Below are 25,652 nucleotides of genomic sequence, written 5' to 3'. Positions count from 1 at the left end.
ATTAAGCATGCTCCGCCATTTTTTTAAAGTCAGAATTTTTAAGAATTAATTCATTGTAACTACCTGAATCGACTATACACCCTTGCTTCATCAAATAAATGATATCACATTTCTGTACCGTTTTTAGACGGTGGGCAATCATTATTATGGTCTTTTGACCACTAAAATCATGTATAGCGTCCATAACTATCTTTTCGGTAATACCATCAAGTGCGCTCGTTGCTTCATCAAATACTAAAATATCAGCTTTATGATAAAGAGCACGAGCAATACCAATTCGTTGACGTTGACCTCCTGATAGTTGTACACCACGCTCTCCCACTTTAGTATTGACACCTTCAGGAAGTTGTTCTACCATTTCATTCAAGTTGGCCATGTTTAGAGCTTCATCAACTTTCTTTGAATCGATATTCCTGACAGGTATACCAAAGGCAATGTTTTCAGCTATGGAGCCCCCACTTAAGAAAATGCTTTGTGGTACAAATCCTAGCATATCTTGCCAAACACGTTTGTTCTCCGCGGTGATTGGTTTTCCATCTATGTTTAGACTGCCGCTTTGCGGTGTCAACAGACCAAGAAGTATATCAATTAATGTAGACTTGCCTGAACCAGAAGAGCCAACTAAGCCGATGACGCTATTTTTGGGAATAGTCATACTGACATCGTTCACTGCCACACTAGACTTATTAGGATAGCTAAAAACAATATTACTCAATGTTATTTCTTTGCTTAGAGTAGGTCGCTGTTGAGCTACTTGTGCGTCTGTAATTTCGTTGCTATCTTCATATGAACGCTCTAAATCAACTTTAACTGCTTCAAAAGCAGCCAAATTACCTTTTATCTGGGCAATACTTGCATATATTTGCTGTAGTGCAGGCAACAACTTAAACGCAGCCAATGCATATACGGCAAGTATTGGTAAAACCGCGCCTAAATTCCCTTCATGCCATTTTATTAGTAAAAGTACTAACCCTATCATAGACCCAAAGGCTATTAGTTCCATGAAATAACGAGGTACTTGACTGATACCAGCATTTACACCTAGAGCACGAGCATAAATTCTCCCGCTACGCTCAAATCGGTTTATAAAGTATTCACTTCTATTAAGTAGCAAAACATCCTTTATACCTCCAAAGCCTTCATTCATAAGTCTAAAGCGATCTGTTGATACCTGTGATATTTCTCGACCTTGGATCACAAGCTTTTTTCTAACGATTTTGTAGAGTAAAAAATAAGCCAAAGCAAATATCATCAAACCTACAATCGCAATAACTGGGTTATAAACAATGACGCTAATCGAGATTAAAACTGCCAATACGACTTTGGCATTCATTCGCATTAATGGCTGTATGATTCCAGTGGTTAAGCGCATAGCTTCTACAGACACTTGCTTGGTCAGCTGTGCACTACTACCGCTAGCATGAAACTGCCAGTCTTCTTTCATGTAATAAGCGTATAAATGATCGGCAATTTCGATACCCACCCCTGCACCATAAAGTGAAAGCCTCCAAGTGGTATACATAGAAATTATTGTAGAAGTTGTTAGGGCCACTAAAACAATTAAACCAGTATAAAATACGAAATCCATAGGATTTGTCATACCAGACATTTGATATATTTCAGCAAACATATTTTTTTTCTCTAGTATAGAGATGTCGCCCACTAATGTCATAAATGGCGCAATAGAAGCAATGCCTAATAGTTCTGCAAAAGCCATGATAACAACCAAGACTTGCAAAGTATAAAATTGCTTTAATTGTTTATCAGTCAGCAGTGAAAAAAGCTGCTTGATTATTTTTAACATAATTTACTCAACTACAAACTATTTTGGAGAAAATTTACATACCAAGGCATTGCTTTCTGAATTCCTTGAATGATATCGAACTCTGGCGCATAACCTAATGCGTTTTTAATCTTACTAATATCAGCCTGACTATGGCGTACATCTCCTTCTCGAAAATCACGATATACAGCCTCTTGCGCGTAGTCCACCCCGTTTGCCGATAGGTTTTCTTTTAGAGCCACGTATAGCGTATTGAGTGTCGTACGACCTCCAACAGCGACGTTATAGACTTCGTTTTTGGCATTATCGTTGGCAGTTGCGGCCAAGATATTGGCCTGTACTGCATTTTCAATGAAGTTAAAGTCGCGGCTGGTATCGCCATCACCATTGATATAGACCGTGTCACCAGTAATCATCGCTGACGTCCATTTAGGGATCACTGCCGCGTATGCACCATCTGGTGTTTGACGCTTGCCAAAGATGTTGAAGTAACGTAGACCAATAGTATTAAAGCCGTATGTACGGGAAAACACATCTGCATATAGCTCATTAACATACTTTGTCACCGCATAAGGCGACAATGGATTGCCTATATTTTCTTCAACTTTAGGCAATGCAGGATGATCGCCATACGTTGAACTACTAGCAGCGTAAGTAAAGCTAGCTACTTGTGCATCACGAGCCGCAACTAGCATGTTCAAAAATCCAGAAATGTTAGTCTCGTTAGTGGCGATTGGATTAGCAATAGAGCGCGGTACAGAGCCGAGTGCAGCTTGATGCAACACATAATCGACATCAGCGCAGGCCGTTTGACAGTCTTCTAGTCGACGAATATCGCCTTCTATAAAACTGAAGTTTGCCCATTGCTCAGCGCTAACTATTGACTGTACTTCATCTAGGTTATGCTGAAATCCTGTCGCAAAATTATCTAGACCCACTACCTTTTGATTTAGTAGCAGTAAAGTTTCGAGTAGGTTTGAGCCTATAAAACCAGCTACCCCAGTAATAAGCCAAGTCTTAGGTTCACTTACTAGTTGTTGTTTAACTGTCTCATACGTAGTCGTTGTCATAGTATTTTCCGTGTTGCTTTGAGTGTTTATAGACGTATATCAGTTTTGTCTTTATCAAAGACGTACTTTAAATCATAGAGAACATGACTGTCTTTGCCAAAGTTTTTAATACGCTCAACACCCATATCAACGAATTCACTATGAGCGACTGCAAGGATAATACCATCGTAATGATTGGACGAGGGCATTTTAACTGGGGTAATATTATATTCGCGCTCAGCCTCGCTGCTGTCTATCCACGGATCATAGACATCGACTTCGATATTGTACTCTTCTAGCTCATGGACGATATCGATCACTTTGGTGTTACGCACATCAGGACAGTTTTCTTTAAAACTCAGTCCTAATATGAGCACTCTAGCGCCTTCGACCTGAATGCGCTTCTTGATCATCGTTTTGACTAACTGAGTGACGACATACTCACCCATACTATCGTTCAAACGACGGCCAGCTAATATAATCTCTGGGTTATATCCAATGGCTTGGGCTTTATGCGTTAAATAGTATGGATCAACCCCAATACAATGACCGCCAACCAAGCCTGGTCGAAACGGTAGGAAATTCCACTTAGTACCAGCAGCTTCCAACACTGCTTCAGTATCGATATTCATTTTGTTAAAGATAACCGCTAACTCATTAATCAGTGCAATATTGACATCCCGCTGTGTATTTTCAATAACTTTAGCTGCCTCTGCTACCTTAATAGTAGGTGCTTTATGAGTACCAGCAGTGATGATTAAGTTATAGACTTCGTCGACAAAGTCCGCAATCTCAAGCGTTGAACCAGCCGTCACCTTCAGAATATTAGTCACACGGTGTTCTTTGTCCCCTGGATTAATACGCTCAGGGCTATAACCTGCATAAAAGTCTTGATTAAAGGTTAGGCCTGATACCTGCTCTAGCACAGGGATACACACTTCTTCAGTCGCGCCAGGGTATACCGTTGACTCATAAACCACAATATCATTTTGTTTTATTAGGCTACCGATAGCTTCTGATGCTTTAATCAAAGGTGTCAAGTCAGGCTGCTTGTAGTCATCAATAGGAGTAGGTACAGTTACAATAAAGAAGTTACAGTCCTTTAACTCATTGATATCTGAGCTATATCTTAAATGTGTAGCTTCTGCCAGCTCCTCTTCGCCAACCTCTAAAGTATGATCAATACCTGTATTGAGAGCTGCAATACGTTCAGCATTGATATCAAAGCCCATAACTGAGTGATGTTTACCGAACTCTACTGCTAACGGTAGCCCCACATAGCCGAGACCTATTACTGCTATTTTCAAGTTATTAATATTAAACATAGTTACTCTCAAGCTGTTTTTAAAATTTTAGATAATTGCTACATATCTAAAGATATACATTTGTTAATAAAATAGTATCTATTATGCAGTTCGCTCATCAGTGATTACTTGTCATTGCCATAAGCATAGCTGTAGTGATAGCTGTATTTACTCGTAAGTCCCTGCTTAACATCATTAAGGACAATACCATCTACTTGAACATTGGATTTATTCAACAGCTTAATCGCATATACTAACTGTCCTTCTATTGACTTATCATACCTTGTGACCATTAGCACCTTGTCCGCGTATTGCGATAAGATCGTAGCATCTGAAGCTGCAAGTACAGGTGGCGAGTCAATAAATATGTAGTCGTAATGAACATTAAGCTCATTCATTAAGGCCTCAAACTTATCGCTCGATAATAACGAGGCTGGGTTGTTAGGTTTTTTGCCTCGTGGCATAAAGTCAACATTATCCATACTGGTCGGATGGATGATACTCACTAAGGTGTGGGCTTCGTCTTGGAAGTAATCTGCAAGGCCATTATCTTGTGTCATAGCGAATACTTTGTGCAGCTCACCTAAGCGCATATCTGCATCAATAATCAACACTTTTTTGTTCAACTGAGCAAACACTTCAGATAAGTTCGATGAAATAAAGGACTTACCAACACCAGGACTTTCACCAGTTATTAAAATAACTTTGGCACGGTTTCCTGTTTTACTGACCGACGGCATACCGAACATCAAACTCGTTCTTAAGCTCTTGATTGCCTCATAACTCAAACTATTGCTATCGCTGTATGCCAATAGCCGGTTGGTAGATTTGCTATTTTTGCCAATTCTAGCCAGTAGCGGAGAGCGCGGCACTGTTGCAATGACAGGGACGCCTGTTTTTGATTCAAGGCGTTCAGGGTCCTTGACAAGATTTCTCAGTAGATTTTTGAGCAGTACAAGCATGATACCCAGTAATAAACCAGTGAGCGTTGCAATCAATATGATGAGCGACTTCTTGGGTGCGATCGCGCGATAGGTATTAATCGGTAGATCAATAATACGCGCAAAACCGACCTGTCCTGCCTGAGCAATTTGTAGCTGCTGGTAGTTTTTTAGCAAGTTCAAATATATTTCTCTATTAATATTCACATCTTCTGACAATTGTAAGAACTCGCGCTGTACTTCGGGTAAGCCTTCAATCCGGTTATCGATAACTTGTATGCGGCTTTGTAATTCTGCTATTTGATCATCAATTTGAATGACTAGAGGGTGTTCTTCTGTATAGTAAGTTGTCAAGTCAGCTTTTTTGAGTCTAAGCTCACTGAGTTGACTATCAATTCGGGCATTTTCTGCTAATAGTATGCTTGATTCTTGTCCGATATCGATAGTACCGTTCTCAGTACGAAAATCATTAAATGCTTTTTCAGACGCTTCAAGCGTTTGTTTTAACTCTGGAATTTGAGTTTCCATAAATGCAATTGTTCTAGTCGTTTCTTCCGAACCACGAGAATTATTTTGATCAATATAAGATAAAATAATCTGACGTAAAATACGACTGATTTGCTCTTGGTTAGGGCCGATCATAGATAACTGAATAATACCCGTCTTGGCACCGAGTTCTGATACGGTCAAAGCACCTTTTATTGCATCTGTCGTGTTTTGTAATGACTGCTTGGTAATACTGATAGGACGTTCATTAGCTGGTAAGTTATCAACCGTAATTTCAATAAAACCATCTGTTCCGTTAAAGCGATTTGGCGTATTTAAGCGGCCTTTGAACGTGTCAAGTCCATTAGTCAATGTGAAGCCTTCACTTGAACCGACTAAAGTAAATGACTTGTCTAGATAGTCTTCTGATACCTTAAACTGACTGACTTGAGCATTCCCATCACCAGTAGCGAGGAATACATACTCAGGCATATTTTCTTGAGTATAAGTGCGATTGGCTCTGATTTTATCTATTGCATCAACTGTCGGGTCATTTAAGCGAATAGATAAATTGAGCATATCTACCACAGGCCTTAGCACCATACGTGACTTAATCAGCTCAGCTTCTGTTTGCGCAAGACTAGATTCTGAAGCTACCAAATCAGAAATATTTGACCCCAATGCCGAGACGCCTCCAGAAGAGGATTCGATCTGTATCAAAGCATCCGATTTAAAAATAGTCGTTTCATAACGACTATAAAGTACGCCTATTAGCAAACCTAATAATGCAAGAAACAATATTGTCTTCCAGCCGCGTAATATTGAAAATATAATGGCTAGTATGTCTATATCATTATTTGATTCTGCAGAAGGTTTCGATAGATTATCTGAATCTAGGGTCATAACTATATATTCATCGTATTAGGTTAATTATCTGATACCAATTAATTAGTTTTTTTGTTCAACTAATTTTGTCGGCCCACTGATTGAGGCCGTCAACAATATCTTGATATGCCGTCTCAAAAGCGCTCATTTCATGTTTATATGGATCAGCAATATCTTTATTTTGCCAGTGACCAAGCTTAAATGTTTTGCCCCGGCAAAATGGCCATCGCTCCTCTATCCATTTGGTTTGACCATCTGACATAGTAAATATAAGATCTGCATTCATAACCAGCTTTTCATTTATCTGCTTTGCTATATGATTTGACATATCGATATCGTATGGATCCATTACTGCTTGTGATTTTGGATCCACTGGGTTACCAACTACTGCAGAGAGTCCAGCAGAGTTAACATTTTTTTGCGGATACTGTTCTTTTAGTAAAGCTTCAGCAATCGGACTACGGCAAATATTACCGACACAGACGACCAAAATATTATCAAACGCCATAATAATTGCTTCCTATAGAGTTGAAAAACTTCTGACTGCTGAAGTTGATGGTAACAGGGAACTAAGTACACGGTTCCAGCGTGTCAGACCTGTTGGGTCGACATAAACGATATCATTAGGCAACATCTCAAACCGGCTAGTCAGTGGGAAGCTAGTCAGAGCTTGCATATCTACGTAGTATATGTTTGTACGCTGATATTCAGGCTGATCGCGTACTACGTAGATCTTAGCGGCATTAGCCGTATTAGAGTTCAGTCCAGCTGACTCCCCAATCACCTGCGCTAAGCTCAATCCTTGGTCAAGAATAGGTACAGGCGCAACTTTGCCAAACTCTCCCAAGACATATACTTTATTGATATCTTCGCTACTGACACGAATAGAATCACCATCTTGGACATAAATTTGATTGGCTGACAATCCCGCCTGCTGCAGAGACTGTAATCCCATACGATAATCAATACCATTTCTTCTCAACACAATACTGTTTGAGTTACCTTCTCTCGTCGTACCACCAGCCATAGATATTGCACTGTATAATGATACAGGTTCGTCGGCAATATTGAATTGACCAGGCTTGTTAACTTCACCATCGATAAAAAACTTATTGCCCCGATATTCAGCAACTTTCACTTGCGGATCTGCATATTTTAGATAGCGCTGTAATCGTGAACTCAAGTTTGCAGTGAATTGTGGCACACTGAGCCCACTCGCCTGTATACGACCTATCAATGGAAACTGTATGAACCCTTGCTGATCAACAGGATAACCAGATGCTCCTGCAGCATTAATATCAGGATAGTCCACCAAAACAATACTCAATACATCAGATGGCGCAATACGGTAATTCATCCTATTAGACGATCGTACTAGGTTAGACAGGTTACTACTCATTTGTGAGCGAGCGATTTGCTTAGGCGGTAATGTGGCGAGTGTCAGTGGCAGTACATTAAAGTCAATACCGTTGTCTGCAGTAAAAGAACCACTGGGTGGTAACTCTCCAGCTTGAAGCCCAGAATTGATGGTTGTAGTAGCACACCCATAAAGCATACTGCTAGCTAACAAACACGCTGTACTCAACAACTTAGTTGTCTGTTTCATATCAAGGAGCCTCTTCTGTTACTGCAATCACGTAAAACGATTAAGAAAACAATTCTATATTGCTGCTTTTGCCTTGATGTTATTTCTTTACATCTTTAACAAAAATAATCGGCATCATAACATAAGTTAGCTAACAGTAAGCAATGTTCTTATTGATTGATACAAAAAGCTATTTCAATACTTCCTGTACTCATACTTACTTTTACTCTACAGTTAATTCATTGTTTTACATACATTAATCTCAAGCAGTATCTGTAAGGGCACAATAAAAGATCTGTCAACTTAGCCTACAACTGTTACCTAACCAAGTTCAAAACACATTTAGAAAGTAAGTTCATACTTACCATGTCATATGCGGATGTTGTAAAGAAGAATGGCTATTGAGCGGATAAAATAAAAGACTAAAAAGTCTGATAATTATTTCAATTTATTAGTATAATATGTGTCGCTAAAAGCAAATATACTATCTACCTATTAATTAGTAGTAGTAAACATTGTCTATACTTAGCCAATGTCTAGAAGCTATAAACAGTCATACATTGAGAAATGTAAACCCACCGACTCAAGGACATCAAGATGAAAGATGAAAAATTACAGAAAGCACTAGCCCGTATGGGGCTGGGTTCACGCCGTCAAATGGAAGAAGTGATCAAAGCTGGTCGCGTCTCTGTCAATAACGGACCGGCAACCATTGGTGATCGCGTCTCACAGGGTGATGAGATTCGCGTTGATGGTCGTCAGATTAAATATACTGCTGAAAACGAGAAGCGTCGTCGTGTATTGGCATACTATAAGCCTGAAGGCGAAGTTTGCTCTGCAAAAGACCCAGAAGGTCGTCCAACTGTATTTGAGCGTCTACCAAAACTGACTCATGATCGCTGGGTAATGGTTGGACGCTTGGATATCAACTCGACTGGTCTACTATTGTTTACCAATGACGGTGAAATGGCGCATCGCTTGATGCATCCTTCTAGTGAAGTGACTCGTGAATACGCGGTACGTGTATTGGGTGAAGTGACTCCTGATATCGCTCGCACATTGACCTCTGGTGTCATGTTAGAAGACGGTATGGCACAGTTTGATGATATCAAAGACGGTGGCGGTGAAGGTGTCAATAAGTGGTATCACGTTCAGTTAAAAGAAGGCCGTAATCGTGAAGTACGTCGTCTGTTTGAATCTCAAGGTCTAAAAGTCAGTCGCCTACTACGTACGCGCTATGGTACGATTGCCCTACCAAAAGAGCTACGTACTGGTCGTTTCTTAGAGCTCGACAAAAAAGAAATCAATACGTTGACGGACTTAGTAAGCTTACGTCCACGTTATGGTACGGGTCTGCATGGCGCAGCCAAAGAAAAGCAAGAACGTATCAGAAACAAGCCGCTCAAAGCACGCCGTACTACGGACAGTCGTAGTGATAACCGCAGCGGTAGCGACAACCGTAATAGCAGTGCAAAGCCTAAAAGTAGCGCTAGCCCTGCAAGCCGCGGTACACGTAACACTCGTGACCGCAATAATAAGCGCTAGTCTAAGTTTTCTGTAAAACACTTACAGCATTAGACGTGTTATAAAAAAGCTGCCAATGATACATAGTCATTGGCAGCTTTTTCTATATTTGTATGTCTGAGATTTTGTCTGTCTGATAGATTCTTTATACATGACTTTCATACCCAGTATATAAAACATATGAACAATGATTTAATCATCATGGCTGTCCATGTAGCTATTCATAGCTTTTAAATCCTGTAAATGTTGTGCCTCTATTTGCGCCATTAATATATCTAGACGCTGCTCGATATTATCTAACATTTTTTGTAGCAATCTATTGGCTTCAATCTTTTTCTCGTCACTTGCGTGGTCAGTACTTGCATAAGTATTCATTAAATGGTGATGACTAGCCAGCATTTCAGGTAACCGAGTTTGCAGTAGTTTATTCAACACAAACTGCTGCTCAGTCACTTCTGGTACTTTGTTTTGAGCTGTCTGCACTGATTGTGACTTCTGATATCTTTGATAGTGAGTGACTTTGTTATCTATGTTTCGTAGTTGCCTTAGCTGCTGTTCAGGTAGGTCTTGTAGATGCTTTTTATTTAGTTTTAGCTGTTGCCAACTTATCGTAGCTAATGATAACGCTGCATTACTCTCTTGATACGTGAGCACACCTGGTGTGATACCAACCGCCTTATGCAGCGCGTGCCAGCCTTTTTTGCCCAGATAGAAAGTAGCGACAGTCACTACGATGCCAGTCCCTATTAATATACTCATATACACTCGCTACTTGTTACTCAATTCTGTATACCCCTACTCATCATTATCACTTACAGCTTGATATTGTCTACCGTTTCGCTTGTCTCAACGGTATTCTTTGATGCAACACTCTTTGACATAGGAGATTGAATCGTCTCTATATCTGTATTGTCATTCAGCTCACTCAATGACTGCGTCGTTGAATTCGCATTTGGGTTTTCAAAGCGCGTCTGCAAATAACGATTGGTCGCAAGTAGCTTTTGTCCATCTTGATGGTATGACGCATTTAGTAGATCATCAAACTGAACATTGATGGTTTTGAGCACGTCTAGCAAAGCTTGTTTGCCAGTAACGTCTGAGTGTTTAATTTTGGTAGTATCAGCGCGCGCGCCGTCTGCCCCATCTAAATCATGCAAGCGGCGATAGTCTGCCACTGCTTGTGGGATATGTCTGTCCATCAGATTCTGAATCATGATATAGGTTTCATTGACGGTATCTTTATCGTCTATTTTTCCATCATTATTGGTATCGCCATAAATCAAACGCAACTTCTTGCCTTTTTGATTGATTTGATCAAGGGCTGCTTTGACATCAACTGGCAAGCTTTTTTCTGGGATATATCCCAATTGTGGCATCGCCGTATATTCAAGCATTTTGGGCGCTGTGACTTTTTTGATACCGCGATATCCCAGATATAACCCAGCAGCTGGTAGCACCCCGTACAGTACAAACATTACTAGCATGGCAGTCACTTGGGTCATCAGATTATCCTTATAGTTCGGCAGAATGGTGTGGTAAATTCTTATTATGTTAGCCCATATGCTCAGCTAAGTAGCTTCAATATAGCCAGTCATATATAGGGCACTGCTTTTATTAAACAAAAAAATAAGGCTCTATTAAAGCCCTATATTGTTATGTACTGAGTCGATTGTGTTTATCAGTTATGACTTGCTCACAGTAAACGAGAAAACCATTAGCTTTGCGTACGGCTCTTGACGTAACGATGTGTCGAGGCAAGACGATTCAACACCGTTTGATGCAGCTCATCTAACAACTCATCAAGCTCATAATCAATCTCTAAAAACAAATCGGTCAACATATCACCAGCAGTCATTTTACCTTGTGCCATGTTGTTTTTGGTGCGATGCGGGCTAAATCGCTGTAGCTGCTCATAATGGTATAGCGCTTCAGGGATACTTTCAGATACGAGCTTGTCGATGACGAACTGACGCTCATTATGTTGCTGCTGTTGTTGTTCATTTAGCTCGCTACTCCACTCGCGATAGCGCTTTAGCTTACCATTGATACGGTCGAGTATCGCAACGGCTTCTATAGGCATAGCATTTAGGGTGGCCTCATCGACCACGTCAATAAGCTCAGTCATAATCGGACAACGTCCATGTTTGAGATACCACAAAGTATCTGGGTCAAAAGGCGGTCTATTGGTTGGGCGCATTTGAGCATGATTGGCTAAATACTGATCAGTCAAAGGCGTTGCTGAATGAATATCGCTGACTTGCGCCAAAGCATGACATATACGATCTATCCGCTCAGGCGGTGTCAGCGCGGTACGTTCATGGCTTGCAGTACGTGCGGGGTTTAATGGAGTGCTGCTATTATTATGCTCATCGCTAGTATGATTGACATCCTCTACATGATGACTGTCCACTAACTGCTGCACGTTTTTGGCAGCGAGCGTCGGTAGATCATCTTGAGCTTGCCCAAATGACTTTAGCATTCTTGTCAAACTAACTACCATGACGCGCTCTGCCCCTCATCTAATACATGCCTATTGTGCCTGTATTGCATACCTTCATTCAATAGCGTATCTTAACAGGTTTTTGCTGACCTGCCAGTACGCAAAGTGTCAACATTCTTACTCTCTGCACCGATGCTCTAAACGCTAAGCACCTTATTATTATGAATGCTCCCGATTATATTTCTGGTTTTCTGCTTGGGTTGTCGCTTATCTTGGCAATTGGCTCTCAAAATGCGTTTGTGCTCAAGCAAGGCATTAAACGTGAACATATCTTTTTTATCTGCCTGTTCTGCGCCATTAGTGATGCGCTACTGATCTCAGCAGGCGTCGCTGGGTTTGGTGCGGTAACGGCTCGCTATCCACATGCTGTCGATATAGCCAGACTGGCAGGCGCGCTATTTTTGCTGGTTTACGGCTTACAGAGCTTATATGCCAGTGTTAAACGATCGCATGCAATGACAGTCGATGGTCAAGTGGTGACCAGCTTAAAAAAAGCACTGCTTTTATGCTTTGGTTTCACTTGGCTAAATCCCCATGTCTACTTAGATACATTGGTGCTCGTTGGGATGGTTTCAACAGGTGCAAGTAGCAAGATGACTTTTGCCGCAGGGGCGGTTAGTGCGTCGTTCTTTTTCTTCTTTGCACTTGGTTATGGCGCACGTTTGCTGAGACCTCTATTTGCGAAGCCAAAAGCGTGGAATATACTCGATGCGTTGGTAGGATTGCTGATGCTGTATTTGGCTTGGCATTTATACCAGAGCTAAAGACAGGCTAGCCATTAGATATAGAGTGTTAGATTAAGAGGTCGTTATTTGTATCTGGCACGGCCTCTTAATTTAACTATTGGGACTTTATGCGGTGAAGATTGATACTAGAATTATGGTTGCTAGAGTTGTAGTTGCTAGAATTATAATTGCTATCAGGGACAAAGTAGACAGCCTACATCAAAGCAGGAAACAGGGTACGCAGGCCATTAACGATAATTTCGATAGAAACAGCCGCCAGTAGCATGCCCATGATTCGGCTCATAATATTTAGACCGGTGTCACCCAACAAGCGGCTGATACGACCTGCTGCCATCAGTGCCAAATAGCAAAACAAACTGATAAACAGACCCGCGATCAATATGGCAGACACCTGCAACACGCCTGAGACTTGTGAAGAGTAAATAATAACCGTAGAGATACCACCAGGCCCGATCATCATTGGAATGGCGAGAGGTACCACGGCAGCTGCCATAGAAACAGGCGCATCTTTCACATGATCCACATCGAAGTTTTCTTGATCAGGTTTTACGGGGTTACCCTCTCCGTTCATCATATTTAAGGCAATTAAAAACACCAATATACCGCCCGCCAATTGGAACGAGCCGATAGAAATACCAAGGGTTTTTAGTAAGGTCTCACCTGCAAGCGTAAAAAAGCTGATAGTGATAAAAATGGTCAAACAAGCAACGCGCGCAACTTTGCGGCGGTTGTTCATCGAATAGCCACGAGTCAAATCCAAAAATAACGTCAATGCGCTAAATGGATTGATCAACACCATAAAAGCTAGGATTATCTTGATAATTTCAGTATTCACTGAGCGCTCGCTTGTCTATTAATACCACTTGTGCAAAAAGATAAGGCCATCGTGCGAGTGCAACGATGACCAATAGGCAGATACAAACGGCATTGTAACATAGGCAGATAAGCGAATTAAATCATTAACTTTGCTCGATTACACGCTTGCTTTATGTTATTAAACAGTTTGTATCTACAGAGCGATATCACTAGTAGACAATCTATCTCCTACAATTCGCTAAGCGTTTGTATTATGCGCTAAAATCCAAGCCAATATCCAAAGCCGTAGTACTGTGTGTCAGATAACCCATAGCAATAAAGTCTACGCCTGTACTTGCGGCTGCCTCTACAGTCTCAGGCGTAATACCACCTGACGCTTCAGTCTTTGCACGTCCTTTACACATATCCACTGCTTGCGATAGCGTTTCAGGCGACATATTGTCTAGTAGCACCAAGCTCACACCGGCATCTAATGCCTGCTCTAATTGCTCTAATGTGTCTACTTCAACTTCAATGGGAATCAGATGCCCAGCAAAGTCTTGTGCCTGCTGAATGGCAGTTTTGATATCGCCTGCAATAGCGATATGATTGTCCTTGATTAAAATAGCATCATCCAACCCTAGGCGATGATTGCGACCACCGCCGCAGCGTACCGCGTATTTTTGGACGATACGTAGACCTGGAATGGTCTTGCGTGTACAAGTAATCTGCGCCGGATATTGTGCCACGCTATCGACAATCTGACGGGTCGCTGTCGCAATACCACTAAGATGCGTCATAAAGTTCAATGCCGTACGCTCAGCGGTGAGCAAATGACGCGCATTACCGCGTACCGTTGCTAGTACTGTACCAGCGGCGACGGTTTCGCCATCATGGACGTGTGCCACAAACTCAATCTGCTTATCGACTGCTGCAAATGACAAGCGAGCCAAATCCATACCACATATCACCCCTGCCTGCCGTGCTTTGATCTGTAGCTTCGCTTGCATATCAGCTGGAATAGTCGCTTGTGACGTGACATCACCGCGTCTCCCCAGATCCTCATTCAAAGCATCTTTGACTAATGGTGTGAGCAATACTTCATCTAATGCTGGTTCTTTTTCAATTGTCATTTTTGACCCTCATATAGCCATGATAGTAATGGAAACTGCTAAGCATTTAAACTCAAAATGAGCATAAATATAACGCAAAGCTGACCAACTGGCAAGGATATGTGACAAACTTATTGGTTCATCAAAAATTTTCAGAGTGAAATTGAACACCTTTTAAACTGAGCATATGCTCTAAGCTATTTACGCTTGGGAAGTTTACTATCCATCAATAAACTCTGTAGTTCGATATCGTGGCGGAAGCAATATAGTTTGGCAGGGCGACCACGCTGAGCGCTACTGCTCTCCCCAGTCTCCATCACTAAGTTCTGTGAATCTAGCAGACGACGGAAATTTTGCTTATGCAAACGCATACCTGATAAAGCCTCAACGCTCTGCTGTAATTGCGATAAGGTAAATACATCTGGCATTAAACCAAAAATAAGTGGTCGGTATTCAATCTTAGCACGCAGTCTTGAGATTGCAGTGGCGATGACACGGCGATGATCATAGTACATGGGCACACCGATACGCTTTGACCAATCCTCTGGCAGCACAACTGCTTGATAATTGGGTGGGTAATTAGGCGCTTCGGGTATTAGACCTACCTCGTAGAGCATCTCATAACGTAGCAGCACATGCTCTGCAATCCACTCTCGCTGCTCATGAGCGTCATCATTTACTGCTTTGATATTCGTCAACTCACCACCTGCCAAAAACGACTCGCTTAGCCCCCAACATAGTCCAATACGCTGATGTCTACGCTCTCGAACACTTGAGTCTTCAGCGGCATTTGCCCATTCCAAAAGCACAGGCACGATAAAATCCATGATGATGCTTGGCATACCATCTAGGTGATTCTCCCACGGGAAATAATCATACCAGTCTCGCCATAACGCTTGGCTTTGCAGCTCTTGCGTCTGTGTCTCTTGTACCAGACCTAAATAGCTGACATAGACGAGCGCATGACCGTCGATATTACGTCTATTGGTATCGACAAAGGTATATAGCTGCTCTAAATATCCAAGCGGCTGCTGTGTCTGCTCTTCCACCCACTGACGTACGCCTGCCTGTAATGATCGGTGTAGCGGCATGAGGGGGCCATTTGGCAATAGCTTGCCTTGATCAACGGTCAGGACTCGAGCGATATGATCAGTAATAGCAACCAAAACGGCGACAACTTCTGTCGTGCCGCTACCCTGCTGATGCGCATGTGAATAAGACAACGTCATAATGTTTAGGACTACCTTCTTTTTGAACTGCGGCGAACAGACTACCAATAATAAGAATCTCTTACGCCTCAGTATAACGTGGATCCAGAATATTATAGCGTGAAACTGACACTATCGTAGACCGCCGTTGTAAACATAATGCATCAGCTTCGCTTAGTAAAATCACCAAAATATATGAATTAGGAGCGCTTAATCATCTGATGTATATCCATCCGTATACAAAAAACACTTGTAATTATGCTCAAAATGAGCATAATTAAGTTAACTCAATCATTTTCTAATCTTAAATTATCTGAATTTTTGACACATACATTTATCATTATCGTACCAATAGAGGTCGCCATTATGAAAATTTATCCTTACGACGCACCCATTATGAGTACCGACAACCGTATCGCTACTCAAATGAATATCGACTATGCCAAGGCAAAGATGCCAGCTGACTTGCCGCGTTCTGAGCGCATCGTGGTTGAAGAGAACATCAAGAAACTCTTAAAGGAACATAACGCCGTACTGGTAGCGCATTATTATGTTGATCCTTTTATCCAGGACTTGGCGCTCGCAACAGGCGGCTGTGTTGGTGACTCGCTCGAGATGGCGCGTTTTGGTCAGGCCCATAGTGCCCAAACGCTCGTGGTCGCTGGAGTGCGCTTTATGGGCGAATCGGCAAAGATATTAAGTATGGAAAAAACGGTACTTATGCCAGATCTAGAGGCGGAATGCTCGCTAGATTTGGGCTGTCCTGCTGATGAGTTTTCGGCATTTTGTGACGCGCATCCTGAGCGTACGGTCGTTGTCTATGCTAATACCAGTGCCGCGGTGAAAGCAAGAGCTGACTGGGTAGTGACCTCATCTGTCGGTATCGAAATCATCCGTCATTTACATGCGCAAGGTGAGCCCATCATTTGGGGACCTGACCGGCATTTGGGCAAATACATCGCTCGTGAGACGGGCGCAGATATGTTGCTGTGGCAGGGTTCTTGCCTTGTACACAATGAATTTAAAGCTACTGAGCTTGAACAATTAAAAGCAGAGCATCCAGAGGCCAAAGTACTGGTCCATCCTGAGTCACCTGATAGCGTGGTTGCACTCGCTGACGTAGTAGGCTCGACCAGTAAATTGTTAAAGTCAACTTACGAGATGGACGCTGATACCTTTATCGTTGCCACTGACTTAGGCATATTGCACGAAATGCAAAAACGCTCACCAAACAAACGATTTTTGGCAGCGCCTACTGCTGGTGAGAGTGCGAGCTGTAAGAGCTGTGCGTTTTGTCCTTGGATGGCGATGAATGGTCTAAAAGGTATCGAGCAATGCCTAACTAATAACAGCGGTGAGGTGTTGATGACACCTGAGCTGGCAGTTGCCGCCAAAAAACCTTTGCAGCGTATGCTTGATTTTGCTGAAGCACAAAAGCAAAACGTCGCTGCCAGTGGCGATATTGTCAAAGACCGTACACTGTTCGCTAATGTTGGAGCAGCATAATATGAAGCAGCAGCACTCAGCCAACCATGCCAGCACTATTGAACCTGATAATAATGGGAGTAACAGTAACATGAACACGATTATAAAAACTGACGTCCTTGTTATTGGTGCTGGATTGGCAGGTTTGAGCACTGCACTATCCCTACCTACATCACTGCATGTTACCGTTTTGAGTAAAGCAGCACTTGAGGTTTGCTCAAGTCACTATGCCCAAGGTGGTATTGCCGCCAGCTTAGACAAAGATGACTCTGTCAGTGACCATATCGCTGATACCCTAGTGGCTGGTGCAGGACTGTGCACGGCTGACAATACTGCCAGCATTTTGGGTGCTGGACAACAAGCGGTTCAGTGGCTATGCGCGCAAGGCGTGCCCTTTACTCAGAACTCACCTAAAGCTTCGGATAAAATAAACGCACAAGACTTCTCTCAGTTACAGATTAGCGAGTTGCATTTAACAAAAGAAGGCGGGCATGGCTGTAGACGCGTCGCCCACGCAGATGATGCGACTGGCAGGCACGTGATGGACACCTTGATCCTAAAAGCACAGTCTGCGACTAATATTACTATATTGCCTTATCACGAGGCTCTAGAGTTACTCACATCGCCTATAGCTGATACTCAACACCTCGGTGGCTATGGTACCAAGCACTGCCAAGGCGCACTTGTATTCGATCATAAACAGGCGCTTCAACTTACCTTTCAAAGTCGTACAGTCGTACTAGCCAGCGGTGGACTAGGTCAACTCTTTAAGCGGGCAAGCGCACCCAATGTCTGTGTCGGCGATGGCGTGATGATGGCGTGGCAAGCGGGCTGCCGTTTGGCGAATTTGGAGTTCATCCAGTTTCATCCAACTGGATTAGCACTGGGCGACAGTAGCTTTTTGATATCTGAAGCACTACGAGGCGAAGGTGGACGACTATACTGTCCGCAAACAGGCGTGCGTTTTATGCTGGATATAGACGCACGGGCGGAGTTAGCACCGCGAGACATCGTTGCTCGCGCGATAGCCACGCAGATTGATAGCAATGGACTTGGTTATGTACATCTTGATGTCAGTCACTTGCCCGCAGACTTCGTAAAAGCGCATTTCCCGCAGATTTATAAGACCCTGCTGGCACATGGTATCGATATGACTACCGATCCTATCCCAGTTGCACCAACAGCACATTATAGCTGTGGCGGTGTGGTGACTGATGCCGATGGGTTAACGGATTTGCCAGGACTTTATGCGGCTGGTGAGGTGGCTTATACAGGACTGCATGGCGCCAACCGTTTGGCAAGCAACTCCCTACTAGAGTGTGTGGTGGTTGGCCGTAATATCGCAGCCAACCTACCGCATTATCTAGAGCGTTTAGACAACTTACAGAACCTAGAAGACTTAACAGAAATAGCTACGTTCGATCGCGCATCATGTGATGAGTTAACACGATCATACCTTAGTGCATGGTCAGCGCCAGTGCTTAGGGATACGCAGTCTGTGATGCTACCGGCATCTGTATCATCAGCATATCACTATGAGCTTACCCATAAATCGCTCACCTCTGATATTGACACTGACACTGATATTGCAACCATAACCGCAGCATTAAAAACGCTGATGACTGCTAATATGGGTATCACTCGCAGCGCCGAGCAATTAGAGCAAGCAATGCAACAAATACAAAACTGGCAACATTGGAGTACAGAGTCTAAGGTGAGCCAGCTTGGCGTAAATAATGCGAGCAGCCCTACTACTGCCAATGAGTTGTTATACTTTCAATTAGAAAGACAACTTACATTAGCAACCTTAATTATCCAGTCTGCCTATCAGCGCTTTGAGAGTCGCGGTGGTCATTACAGACAGGACTATCCAAACCTAGCGACTGCCCCTCTTACTAGCGTTGTGGAGCCACAGCATGACCCAGCTTATGATCAATTCAGTTATTTTGCGGGAACCACGCAGCCTCTCAAAAGTGATAACGGCCTGCCAGAGCATTGCTTGCCTAAACACTGTCTGCCTGAAAAGAATCACGTGCTAGTAGAAATCGATTAGGCCAGTCTAAAAGACCATACCGAAACGTAGGGTCAACATGAGTTAAGGTATGTATTTTCAGCATTATTTCGGTGTTATGGTACAATCGCAAGCTTGTCAAAAACACCCTGTTAAAAATGCTGCGAGCCGACCCCCATGCAAAGCTTGATTACCCTTGTTTTGGTATTGATGCCAATGTTTATTGGCTTTGCCATTCCTGCTAACCCAACTCTGACTAGACTTGCCGATACGGGCTTGTCTTATTTGGTATATCTTATCTTGGCACTGATCGGTATTGAACTGTCACAGGTAGAAGGCTTAGGCAGTCAAGTTGGCGAAATTGCGCTATATGTCACCGTACTATCAATACTCACAATTGGTACGGGGCTGTTCGCACTGATGGTGTTTGACCATGTACGACCGTGGCATGCCAAAAAACCAAGCGTAAAATCTAAAGAGCATCGTGTCAGTATTCGGGGCAGCCTATTACAGGTCGTCTGCGTGGTGATTGGGATGGTGATTGGCTTTTTCTTACCTGCTGATTATATGCCGCCTGAAAACTCTATGACGGTCATGCTGATGATTCTGATTTTGCTCGTAGGCATCGGTCTCAAAGGCTCAGGCATTACTTTAAAAGAAGTCATGCTCAATAAGCGCGGTGTTGAGATGGGCATTATCTTTACGCTATCGGTGTTGGTTGGTGGGCTTGTTTTCGCTTTACTATTCACAGACGTATCATGGACGAAAGGCTTGGCAATGGCGTCAGGGTTTGGTTGGTATTCGCTATCCGCGATTGTTATGACCGATGCTTATGGTGCAGTGTGGGGCAGCGTCGCGCTATTTAATGATTTGGTGCGAGAGTTTTTTGCCTTATTATTTATTCCTGTATTTATGCGCAAATACCCTTCTGCTGCGGTGGGGCTTGGCGGTGCGACCAGCTTAGATTTTACCTTGCCTATTATTCAACAATCAGGTGGTCTAAAAGTTGTGCCACTGGCGATCAGTTTTGGCTTCTTGATTAATATTATCTCGCCCGTACTGATGGTATTTTTTTCGGCGCTTGGGTCGGTATAGCTTTTGATAACTGACTATGATTTAAAACTCAATACATATATCTGATTTTGAGTCATTTTGATTATGATAAACCACTCCATCTTCGGGCTCTGTCGCTAGTCCATAAACTCGACGATTCATGGATTTTCCCTCTGTGGTGTCAGCTGATGAAATAGGCGCTCTGATACCACAGTCAAAAGTACTCAAACGACTAGGCTCGATGTCGTGTTTTAAAATGAGGTAGTTTTTGACTATCATAGCTCTATTTTTGGGTAAAGCACTTAATACCTGTCCCATTTCATCTTCCGAAATATGAGCTTCAATTTTCATAGTAGCGGTATCGTACTTATTCATCTGCTCTGCTACTCTATCAAGCTCGGCTTGATACTTTGGCAACAACTCACTACTGTCTTTATCAAAAAATGCGCGATACTCCATTTTTAGACCTACTCCAATACCTGCAATAGGACAACCTGCTTCATCTATTATCACCTTCCAAGGTGTAGCAGGACATTCATCTATATCATCAAGTACGCCATCGCCATCTGAATCCGGAGTATTTGGTACTAACGTAATAGGCGGCTCTTCAATACTTTGATTGAGCGCCGTACTTTTTAACGGCGTCTGACAACCTGTCAGTATCAATACACTTATCAAACCCGTTGCTAATGTCGGTAATTTAATACTCATGCTTTATTCATCCCTAAGCCAAAACCCTAAACCCCACTCGCCTGCTTCGCAAACAAGCGCATCAGTGGCTTGATTTTGCCGACGCGGTACATGCCTTCATTACGGATTTGCTGCACGGGACGCGCTTGGGCAAGCGACCCTGCAAACAACCAGTTGAGTGCAGAGAAGCTGTGCATCATCAGGCTGTTATGCGGACGGCGCGAACGCTCATAATGACGCAGTGTTTGATTGCTGCCCCACAGCGTGCCGCCACTACGGGTAAAGTCATGCATCAACTGCTCACACAACACTTTTACATCAAGCATACCGAGGTTCAGTCCTTGACCTGCCAGCGGATGTACGCCATGAGCCGCATCGCCGATGAGTACTAAGTTATCAGCTACGTAGCTTTTTGCTTGCTGTGCTGCTAGAGGGAAACTGGCAATGGATTCAATCTGATGGATAGCGCCCAGCTCGTAATGGCTTGCTGCTGCAAGTTTATCCGCGATATAGCGGTTGTCTTCTTCTATCAATGCCAATGCCTGATTGCGCGGCAATGTCCATACGATCGATTGCCAATGTTGTGGGTTTGCTTTATCAGTCTCAGTAATGTCCGCTAACGGCAATATCGCTAGCGTGCCCGTTGGCAACATGGCTTGACGAGCAGTCGCTTGATGGGGTTTCTCGGTCTGAATCGCACAGCAAATCGCCGTTTGATTATAATCAAGCGTATCGATCCCAATCCCTGCTTGCTTGCGGACAAATGAACCGCGACCATCAGCACCGACCAATAGACGCGCATCAATCGCTGTCTCATCATCTAGCGTCACACGGTAACCTTGCTGCGCACCCAACCAGTCCATATTTACTACTTTGTGTCCAGCGATAACCGTCAGATACTCGCTGACATCCTCTTCATGTAAACGCTGCCATAAGGCGTGCTCAATGACGGCAGGCTCCACCATACTACCGAGTATCTCAGGCGCAGCGCTTTGATCACGGCTATCACCAAATAATAGCTCGCCCATGCCGTTGAGTTGCCAGACCTGCATCTGTGAGTAATCCGCTTTGCGCTTAGATGCGGCAATGTGTTGCCACGCGCCAACCTCCATGAGCAAGTTAATACTCGCTAGACTGAGCGCATAGACACGCGCGTCACGTTTACTCAGCACCGCTTGCCACGCTGACTCGTCACGGGCAGAACAAGCATCAACTAAGGTCACTGGCATTTTATCCTGTGCCAGCTTTAGCGCGAGCGTCGCGCCAACGATACCGCCACCGATAATCAGCGTACGATTGTTTTTCATAAGGTGTCTCTCAATATTGCTCAATATTAGAATGCTTATCATCAATCTCAATGACATATAGTTGATTCAGTTTAAAAGAGAGACAAGGCAACCGAGTGCAGATGTATAAGCAATACTTCAAGCGAGGTTAACGCTGTCACTCTTTTAAAGAGGATTAACTATAGCGCTATGACTTTAAACCCATCGCGTAGGTCGCAACCAATGGCTTGATATTTGGCAATTTATCAAAGGCCAACAATGCCATATTACGTGCTAGCTTGATGGCGGGATTGGGATGGGTAAAGCCATGTACCACGGCATCACAAAAGCGAATCACTCGTTTTTGATCGGTTTGACGCGCTTTTTCATAACGCTGTAGTAATTGCGCATTACCGATGTCTTCGCCTTTGAGCACTTGCGAGCTCATCATTTGCGCCAAGACATGGGCATCGCGCATACACAAATTGAACCCTTGACCCGCGACAGGATGCAAAGTATGAGCAGCATTACCCATAATGACGCAGCGACCCTCGACCTGCTTGTCTGCCAATACACGCGACAATGGATACGCACCGCGGCGACCAGCAGCAACAAACGTGCCCGCGCGTTGTCCAAATGCCTGCTGTAGCGTTTGCAAGAAATGTGCGTCGTCTTCTAGATATTTGGTTTCCTCGCCTGTTGGACAGACCCAAACCACAGAGCGTCTATAGCCTTGTTGATAGTCATCATTGCCATCACCTTCTGGATCCGTTAGTGGCAACACTGCCAGCGGCCCTGCTGGGCTAAAACGCTCAATTGCCACATGCTCGTGCGCCGTATCGGTCTCTACCACGCCAACGATAGCCGTTTGCTGATAGTCATAGGTGGTGGTGCCGATATCTAACAGTTGACGTACGGTAGAATCACGTCCATCACAAGCGACCAACACGCTGGCTTGTAGCTGCTGCTCGTGTTCCGCATTGCTTTCATCACTAAAGCTCAGCGTTACGCCGTCGGCTTGTTGGGTCACTGCATTGACACTGGCATTATCAATCAAGGTCACGAGTGGTGACTGCTGCGCGGCTAATAAGAGCTTGCGCCCGAGCCACGCGTTCTCAATCACTTGGCCAAAAGACTCGACTTTTTCTTCGGCTTTATTAAGCTGTGCGCGTCCAAAACTGCCTTGCTCACTAATCTGCACGCTATCAATTCGGCACGCATGGCTTTGCAGGTCATCCCACAGTCCGATCTCTTGATAGATCTGTACTGTGCGCCGCGACAGCGCTGTATTGCGACTGTCCAGATAGTGACTGCGTGTACGGTCATCGGTTGGACTGATGGTTGGATAACGGTTTTTTTCTAGTAAGGTGCTAGCGATGCCGTGATTCGCTAATAGCAAGGCAAAGGACAAGCCCACGTGACCGCCACCAACGATAAGTACTTGCTGATCGGTGATTGCATTTTTATTGTTAGAGTCATATTTGGAATTAGATAAATGTGAATCAGTCTCTTGCATCGTAGTTATTCCTATTATAATTTTTGAGCATGCCTATCTTTAGTGATTGATAGCCGTTTTATTGGATAACCTTTATCTGATAAAGGCCGCTTTTGACTCAATCGTAAAGCGCTGTAATATCGTTCATAGATTACCACAAATTCCTTATCATGCTGCGAGCTAAACCGTAGACAAATCGTTTATCTACTCTACTCAAGGACAAGGTCTATAACTACCAAACAAGGTCAGTAGAATATAAGAAACTCAGGTCAACCTATATTTTGATTTGACCTAAAAACAGTCGATAAAGGTCGCCTGTACTGATATTGCAATCTACATACAAAAACGACGTTATCTATCCAATATATGGCTTGAATTTTAAAAATTCTCTACCATAATGAAGACAAGACTTTTATTTATTATTTTTCACAACACCAATAACAAAACGACCGTTACCCTTACTATCTAAAAACCATCTTTCATTTAGAAACTACTTATCATTTAGAACACTTATTATTTAAAATATAACAACGCTACTAACTATTTTATCTCTGAAGTCCGTGACGCATGCAATACTAGACTATAGCGTCGGGCACACAATACAAGGATAATCGCTTGACTGATACCATGAGCCGCCGTATAAAGTTTGAATTTCTAACGCCAGCACAGCTAAAAACCGTGTTAGGTGAATACAACAACCACATGAAATATATTCAAGAACGCCTCGATATCAAAATCATGCAGCGCCAAGGTGATTTCTGCCTGAGTGGCGATGTGACCGCTGTTGAGCGCGGTGAACGTATCATCTACAAGATGGTAGATGAAGCTCAAAACACCAAAGATATCAGCGCAGAAGAGCTGCACCTGATGATCCAATCGAGTATCTCACGCGATGAAGATATGGACAATGAGGAAGATGACGATATCGAAGATGAAGACGACTTAGATGAAGCAAACGAGTTTACGCCTATTAGCTTGCGCACACGTAAAGGTCGTATCATTCCGCGCGGTGGCAACCAGCAGCGCTATGTAAAAAATGTCTTGAGCTCTGATGTCTCGTTCGGTATCGGACCTGCTGGTACTGGTAAGACCTATCTTGCGGTCGCCTGCGCGGTGGATATGATTGAGCGCAACGAGATTGAGCGTATCTTGCTCGTACGCCCAGCGGTAGAAGCAGGCGAAAAATTGGGCTTCTTGCCAGGGGATCTAACGCAAAAGATTGATCCATACTTGCGTCCATTGTATGACGCGCTTTATGAGATGATAGGGTTTGAGAAAGTCGGTAAAATGATCGAGCGTCAAATTATCGAGATCGCACCGCTTGCTTATATGCGTGGTCGTACGCTCAACAACTCATTTGTCATTTTGGATGAAGCACAGAACACCACACCTGAGCAAATGAAAATGTTTTTGACGCGTTTAGGCTTTGGCTCACGTGCGGTAATTACTGGTGATATCACTCAGGTCGATTTGCCCCGCGGTCATAAGTCAGGTCTCGCACAGGCGATGGATATCTTAAAAGACATCGAAGAGATTCATATCACCAAGTTTGACTCAAAAGACGTGGTACGCCATCAGTTGGTACAACAAATCGTTGAAGCTTATGATGTGTTCGACGAAGAGCAAATAGCTCTAGAAGAGAAGCGTAAATTTGAACGTATCAAGGAGCAAGAGCGTAGACAAGCTGTGGCTAACGCTGCTGCTAAACTATAAATATATTTTCAAAAGCTTGGTT

At 43.4% G+C, this 25,652-nt stretch carries 21 protein-coding genes; 6 read left to right on the top strand and 15 right to left on the bottom strand.

From position 1 onward, the window contains the following. Window position 1: 1 nt before the first annotated feature. From NJD71_RS00325 to NJD71_RS00300, 6 genes are all read right to left on the bottom strand, one after another. Window positions 2-1,804, bottom strand: a complete 1,803-nt coding sequence (locus NJD71_RS00325; RefSeq protein WP_319049943.1) for an ABC transporter ATP-binding protein — start codon at window positions 1,802-1,804, stop codon at window positions 2-4. Between the two features lie 11 nt (window positions 1,805-1,815). Next, complete coding sequence (locus NJD71_RS00320) at window positions 1,816-2,853, bottom strand: NAD-dependent epimerase/dehydratase family protein (RefSeq protein WP_319049942.1); 1,038 nt, start codon at window positions 2,851-2,853, stop codon at window positions 1,816-1,818. 26 nt (window positions 2,854-2,879) lie between these two features. Then, entirely contained in the window at window positions 2,880-4,157 is a 1,278-nt protein-coding gene (gene tviB, locus NJD71_RS00315) for a Vi polysaccharide biosynthesis UDP-N-acetylglucosamine C-6 dehydrogenase TviB (RefSeq protein WP_319049941.1), read from the bottom strand. Window positions 4,158-4,261: 104 nt separating this feature from the next. Further along, window positions 4,262-6,466 (bottom strand): polysaccharide biosynthesis tyrosine autokinase, encoded by a 2,205-nt coding sequence (locus NJD71_RS00310; RefSeq protein ID WP_319049940.1) that lies wholly within the window; start codon window positions 6,464-6,466, stop codon window positions 4,262-4,264. A gap of 58 nt (window positions 6,467-6,524) precedes the next feature. Then, complete coding sequence (locus tag NJD71_RS00305; RefSeq protein WP_319049939.1) at window positions 6,525-6,956, bottom strand: low molecular weight protein-tyrosine-phosphatase; 432 nt, start codon at window positions 6,954-6,956, stop codon at window positions 6,525-6,527. Between the two features lie 12 nt (window positions 6,957-6,968). Next, window positions 6,969-8,054, bottom strand: coding sequence for a polysaccharide biosynthesis/export family protein (locus tag NJD71_RS00300; RefSeq protein WP_319049938.1), 1,086 nt, complete (start codon window positions 8,052-8,054; stop codon window positions 6,969-6,971). Between the two features lie 576 nt (window positions 8,055-8,630). On the opposite strand from NJD71_RS00300, the gene rluB reads away from it, so the two are divergent. Continuing rightward, window positions 8,631-9,578, top strand: coding sequence for a 23S rRNA pseudouridine(2605) synthase RluB (gene rluB, locus NJD71_RS00295; RefSeq protein WP_319049937.1), 948 nt, complete (start codon window positions 8,631-8,633; stop codon window positions 9,576-9,578). Window positions 9,579-9,749: 171 nt separating this feature from the next. On the opposite strand, the gene NJD71_RS00290 is transcribed toward rluB, so the two are convergent. The 3 genes from NJD71_RS00290 to NJD71_RS00280 all read right to left on the bottom strand — a co-directional run bounded on the left by NJD71_RS00290 (window position 9,750) and on the right by NJD71_RS00280 (window position 12,036). Continuing rightward, window positions 9,750-10,316, bottom strand: a complete 567-nt coding sequence (locus NJD71_RS00290; protein ID WP_319049936.1) for a hypothetical protein — start codon at window positions 10,314-10,316, stop codon at window positions 9,750-9,752. A 53-nt stretch (window positions 10,317-10,369) separates the two neighbouring features. Next, window positions 10,370-11,059 carry a hypothetical protein gene (locus NJD71_RS00285; protein WP_319049935.1) on the bottom strand — a complete coding sequence of 230 codons (690 nt, stop codon included), beginning with the start codon at window positions 11,057-11,059 and terminating at the stop codon, window positions 10,370-10,372. Window positions 11,060-11,271: 212 nt separating this feature from the next. After that, entirely contained in the window at window positions 11,272-12,036 is a 765-nt protein-coding gene (locus NJD71_RS00280) for a hypothetical protein (RefSeq protein ID WP_319050416.1), read from the bottom strand. 182 nt (window positions 12,037-12,218) lie between these two features. Here NJD71_RS00280 and NJD71_RS00275 point away from each other — a divergent pair, with 182 nt between their 5' ends. Next, window positions 12,219-12,821 (top strand): LysE/ArgO family amino acid transporter, encoded by a 603-nt coding sequence (locus NJD71_RS00275; protein ID WP_319049934.1) that lies wholly within the window; start codon window positions 12,219-12,221, stop codon window positions 12,819-12,821. A 175-nt stretch (window positions 12,822-12,996) separates the two neighbouring features. Here NJD71_RS00275 and NJD71_RS00270 read toward each other — a convergent pair whose 3' ends face one another. The 3 genes from NJD71_RS00270 to NJD71_RS00260 all read right to left on the bottom strand — a co-directional run bounded on the left by NJD71_RS00270 (window position 12,997) and on the right by NJD71_RS00260 (window position 15,939). Then, window positions 12,997-13,638, bottom strand: a complete 642-nt coding sequence (locus NJD71_RS00270; RefSeq protein ID WP_319049933.1) for a MarC family protein — start codon at window positions 13,636-13,638, stop codon at window positions 12,997-12,999. A gap of 232 nt (window positions 13,639-13,870) precedes the next feature. Beyond that, the gene (gene nadC / locus NJD71_RS00265) at window positions 13,871-14,731 is read right to left on the bottom strand and encodes a carboxylating nicotinate-nucleotide diphosphorylase (RefSeq protein ID WP_319049932.1); all 861 of its coding nucleotides are present in this window, start codon (window positions 14,729-14,731) and stop codon (window positions 13,871-13,873) included. A gap of 176 nt (window positions 14,732-14,907) precedes the next feature. Further along, on the bottom strand, window positions 14,908-15,939 hold the full coding sequence (locus tag NJD71_RS00260) for an NUDIX hydrolase (protein WP_319049931.1): 1,032 nt from the start codon (window positions 15,937-15,939) through the stop codon (window positions 14,908-14,910). Window positions 15,940-16,284: 345 nt separating this feature from the next. On the opposite strand from NJD71_RS00260, the gene nadA reads away from it, so the two are divergent. The 3 genes from nadA (at window position 16,285) to NJD71_RS00245 (ending at window position 20,509) form a co-directional block, all read left to right on the top strand. Next, a complete protein-coding gene (gene nadA, locus NJD71_RS00255) occupies window positions 16,285-17,424 on the top strand; it encodes a quinolinate synthase NadA (protein WP_319049930.1) in 1,140 nt (379 codons plus the stop codon). 1 nt (window position 17,425) lies between these two features. Continuing rightward, entirely contained in the window at window positions 17,426-19,456 is a 2,031-nt protein-coding gene (gene nadB / locus NJD71_RS00250; RefSeq protein WP_319049929.1) for an L-aspartate oxidase, read from the top strand. Between the two features lie 135 nt (window positions 19,457-19,591). Continuing rightward, the gene (locus tag NJD71_RS00245; protein WP_319049928.1) at window positions 19,592-20,509 is read left to right on the top strand and encodes a lysine exporter LysO family protein; all 918 of its coding nucleotides are present in this window, start codon (window positions 19,592-19,594) and stop codon (window positions 20,507-20,509) included. A 21-nt stretch (window positions 20,510-20,530) separates the two neighbouring features. On the opposite strand, the gene NJD71_RS00240 is transcribed toward NJD71_RS00245, so the two are convergent. The 3 genes from NJD71_RS00240 to NJD71_RS00230 all read right to left on the bottom strand — a co-directional run bounded on the left by NJD71_RS00240 (window position 20,531) and on the right by NJD71_RS00230 (window position 23,938). After that, a complete protein-coding gene (locus NJD71_RS00240; RefSeq protein ID WP_319049927.1) occupies window positions 20,531-21,178 on the bottom strand; it encodes an OmpA family protein in 648 nt (215 codons plus the stop codon). A 26-nt stretch (window positions 21,179-21,204) separates the two neighbouring features. Further along, window positions 21,205-22,464, bottom strand: coding sequence for an FAD-dependent monooxygenase (locus NJD71_RS00235; protein ID WP_319049926.1), 1,260 nt, complete (start codon window positions 22,462-22,464; stop codon window positions 21,205-21,207). Between the two features lie 166 nt (window positions 22,465-22,630). Beyond that, on the bottom strand, window positions 22,631-23,938 hold the full coding sequence (locus NJD71_RS00230) for a UbiH/UbiF/VisC/COQ6 family ubiquinone biosynthesis hydroxylase (RefSeq protein WP_319049925.1): 1,308 nt from the start codon (window positions 23,936-23,938) through the stop codon (window positions 22,631-22,633). A 594-nt stretch (window positions 23,939-24,532) separates the two neighbouring features. On the opposite strand from NJD71_RS00230, the gene NJD71_RS00225 reads away from it, so the two are divergent. Then, a complete protein-coding gene (locus NJD71_RS00225; RefSeq protein WP_442967624.1) occupies window positions 24,533-25,630 on the top strand; it encodes a PhoH family protein in 1,098 nt (365 codons plus the stop codon). Window positions 25,631-25,652 lie beyond the last annotated feature (22 nt).

Source organism: Psychrobacter sp. PP-21 (genome assembly GCF_033790785.1).
Classification (GTDB): domain Bacteria; phylum Pseudomonadota; class Gammaproteobacteria; order Pseudomonadales; family Moraxellaceae; genus Psychrobacter.
Note: the sequence above shows the minus strand (reverse complement) of the source record. Positions and strands in the feature narration are given on the sequence as shown.

Coding starts and splice junctions, on each gene's coding strand:
- NJD71_RS00325 (WP_319049943.1), bottom strand. CDS start 1,804: ATGTTAAAAATAATCAAGCAGCTTTTTTCACTGCTGACTGATAAACAA.
- NJD71_RS00320 (WP_319049942.1), bottom strand. CDS start 2,853: ATGACAACGACTACGTATGAGACAGTTAAACAACAACTAGTAAGTGAA.
- tviB (WP_319049941.1), bottom strand. CDS start 4,157: ATGTTTAATATTAATAACTTGAAAATAGCAGTAATAGGTCTCGGCTAT.
- NJD71_RS00310 (WP_319049940.1), bottom strand. CDS start 6,466: ATGACCCTAGATTCAGATAATCTATCGAAACCTTCTGCAGAATCAAAT.
- NJD71_RS00305 (WP_319049939.1), bottom strand. CDS start 6,956: ATGGCGTTTGATAATATTTTGGTCGTCTGTGTCGGTAATATTTGCCGT.
- NJD71_RS00300 (WP_319049938.1), bottom strand. CDS start 8,054: ATGAAACAGACAACTAAGTTGTTGAGTACAGCGTGTTTGTTAGCTAGC.
- rluB (WP_319049937.1), top strand. CDS start 8,631: ATGAAAGATGAAAAATTACAGAAAGCACTAGCCCGTATGGGGCTGGGT.
- NJD71_RS00290 (WP_319049936.1), bottom strand. CDS start 10,316: ATGAGTATATTAATAGGGACTGGCATCGTAGTGACTGTCGCTACTTTC.
- NJD71_RS00285 (WP_319049935.1), bottom strand. CDS start 11,059: ATGACCCAAGTGACTGCCATGCTAGTAATGTTTGTACTGTACGGGGTG.
- NJD71_RS00280 (WP_319050416.1), bottom strand. CDS start 12,036: ATGCTAAAGTCATTTGGGCAAGCTCAAGATGATCTACCGACGCTCGCT.
- NJD71_RS00275 (WP_319049934.1), top strand. CDS start 12,219: ATGAATGCTCCCGATTATATTTCTGGTTTTCTGCTTGGGTTGTCGCTT.
- nadC (WP_319049932.1), bottom strand. CDS start 14,731: ATGACAATTGAAAAAGAACCAGCATTAGATGAAGTATTGCTCACACCA.
- NJD71_RS00260 (WP_319049931.1), bottom strand. CDS start 15,939: ATGACGTTGTCTTATTCACATGCGCATCAGCAGGGTAGCGGCACGACA.
- nadA (WP_319049930.1), top strand. CDS start 16,285: ATGAAAATTTATCCTTACGACGCACCCATTATGAGTACCGACAACCGT.
- nadB (WP_319049929.1), top strand. CDS start 17,426: ATGAAGCAGCAGCACTCAGCCAACCATGCCAGCACTATTGAACCTGAT.
- NJD71_RS00245 (WP_319049928.1), top strand. CDS start 19,592: ATGCAAAGCTTGATTACCCTTGTTTTGGTATTGATGCCAATGTTTATT.
- NJD71_RS00240 (WP_319049927.1), bottom strand. CDS start 21,178: ATGAGTATTAAATTACCGACATTAGCAACGGGTTTGATAAGTGTATTG.
- NJD71_RS00235 (WP_319049926.1), bottom strand. CDS start 22,464: ATGAAAAACAATCGTACGCTGATTATCGGTGGCGGTATCGTTGGCGCG.
- NJD71_RS00230 (WP_319049925.1), bottom strand. CDS start 23,938: ATGCAAGAGACTGATTCACATTTATCTAATTCCAAATATGACTCTAAC.